The sequence below is a fragment of the Micromonospora chalcea genome, from assembly GCF_002926165.1.
Classification (GTDB): domain Bacteria; phylum Actinomycetota; class Actinomycetes; order Mycobacteriales; family Micromonosporaceae; genus Micromonospora; species Micromonospora chalcea.
This window is the reverse complement of record NZ_MAGP01000074.1, coordinates 1-1,979: the sequence shown is the minus strand read 5'-3', so window position 1 is coordinate 1,979 and position 1,979 is coordinate 1. Positions and strand designations below refer to the sequence as shown.

2 protein-coding genes and 1 riboswitch are annotated in these 1,979 nt (G+C 74.8%); of the genes, one reads left to right on the top strand and one right to left on the bottom strand.

All coding sequences use genetic code 11. From position 1 onward, the window contains the following. Nucleotides 1-76 precede the first annotated feature (76 nt). A complete protein-coding gene (thiE, locus tag BAW75_RS07640) occupies nt 77-703 on the bottom strand; it encodes a thiamine phosphate synthase (RefSeq protein ID WP_104113068.1) in 627 nt (208 codons plus the stop codon). Next, a riboswitch (TPP riboswitch) is annotated at nt 698-809 on the bottom strand. (Overlaps the previous gene by 6 nt.) Nucleotides 810-927: 118 nt before the next feature. Here thiE and BAW75_RS07635 point away from each other — a divergent pair. Further along, nucleotides 928-1,839, top strand: a complete 912-nt coding sequence (locus tag BAW75_RS07635; protein WP_104113067.1) for a DUF559 domain-containing protein — start codon at nt 928-930, stop codon at nt 1,837-1,839. The last annotated feature ends 140 nt before the right edge of the window (nt 1,840-1,979 follow it).

The window sequence follows — 1,979 nt, the reverse complement described above, 5'->3', positions numbered from 1 at the left end:
GGCCCGCTCCCCACCACCGCCACGTCGTTAAGGAAGGGCCCCCTGTTAACGCCTCCGGTAGAGGAAGGGCCCCCTGTTAACACGTCAGGGCCCGCAGCAGCTCGGCGGTGGCGTGCGCGGGATCGGCTGCCCCGCTGAGCGCGCCGACCACCGCCACCCCGTACGCCCCGGCGGCCCGCAGCTCCGGCACGCTCGCGGCGGTCACCCCGCCGATCGCGATCACCGGCGCGGTCACCGCTTCGGCGACCGCGCGTATCCCCTCGGGGCCGATCGGTTCCGGCAGGCCGGACTTGGTGGTGGTGACGTGGCACGGGCCCACGCCCAGGTAGCTCGCGCCCGCGTCCACCGCGGCCCGGGCGGTCACCGGTTCGCGGGCGGTCGCGCCGAGCACCGCGTCCGGGCCGAGCACCCGGCGCGCGGCACGCACCGGCAGGTCGTCCGCGCCGACGTGGCCACCGGCGGCGTCCACCGCGAGCGCCACGTGCAGCCGGTCGTTGACCAGGCACTGTGCGCCGTACGGCCGGCAGGCGTCGACCACCAGCCGGGCCAGCTCGTACGCCTCCCGGTCGGTGGCGTCGTCCTCCACGCGCACCTGCACGACGAGGTCGGCGCCCGCCACGGGCAGTGCGGCACGCAGCACGGCGAGCGGGTCACGCCCCGGCCGGGTGTCGGTGATGAGATGCAGTCGTCCCAGGGACAGCACGGCAACGCTCCTCCCTGCGCCGGCATTACCCGGATCAGGTTCGACGGTCGGGGGCTCCCAGCCCCCCTCTCAGCCCGGTCCGCACCGGGCTCCCGTGGGTCACTTGCGGCCTACCGTACGACGCCTCCCGCCCGTACGGAAGCCCGGGTGAGGTTTTTCCCAGGAACCAGCCGTCCGCCGGATCGGGGCAGCGGGTGACCGTCCCGTCACGACACGCTGCCTGGGTGTCCGTTCCCGCCCGTGTTCCCCGCCGCCTGGCGGTCCTGCCGTTCCGGGGCAGCGACGCCGTCTCCGAAGGGCTACTCACCTGGACGATGCTGCGCGGGCAGACCTGGATCCGCCTGCTGCCGGACGTGTACGTGCACCGCGACGGGTACCGCGCCGACGACCACCGGATGTGGTGCGAGGCGGTGGCGTTGCGCCTGCCGCCGGGGGCCGTGCTGGCGGGGCGCAGCGCCGCGTGGTTGTTCGGCGTGGAGGTGCTCAGCCGCGACGCGCCGGTGACAGTACTGTTGCCGCCTGCTGCGCGGCTGCGACCGCACCCACGGTTGCGGTTGGTCCGGTCACCGCTGCCGGAGCGGGACCGCACCCTCGTCGGCGGGCTGCCGGTCACCACGCCCCTTCGCACGGCGTTCGACCTGGGCCGGCAGGGCTCACTCGCCGAGGCGTTGGTCGCCGTCGAGGCGCTGCTGCGTCGCCGGGCCGTGAAGCTGCCCGCCCTGCGGGCCTACGCCGCCGCCCGGCCGGGCTGGCCGGGCGCTCCGCTGTTGCGCGAGGTGCTGGCGCTGGCCGAGCCGTTGAGCGAGTCCCCGATGGAGACTCGCCTGCGGCTGCTCCTGCTCGACGCCGGCCTCGGCCCGCTCACCGCCCAGCACGAGGTACGCGCCGGCGGACGCTTCGTGGCCCGGGTGGACCTGGCCTGGCCGGCGCTCCGCCTCGCGGTCGAGTACGACGGCGACCCCCACCGCGAACGGGCTCACTTCCGCCGTGACGTGGCTCGCCTGAACGCGCTGCGCGCAGCCGGGTGGCTCGTGCTCCGCTTCACCGCCGACGACGTGCTACGCCGGCCCGACGCCACAGTGGCCCTGGTGCGCCAGGCCTTGGCAGAACGTCGTGCCACCGAGGCGAACCACTGATCCGCGCCCGCCGCCACGAGCAGGATCACGGTGAGGATCACGGCGATGGCGGAGCCGAGGCCGTACTTCGGCGGCGGTGAGAACGCCTCCGCGTACGAGTAGATCGACAGCATGAACGTCGACCGGTCCTGGGTGCCGCC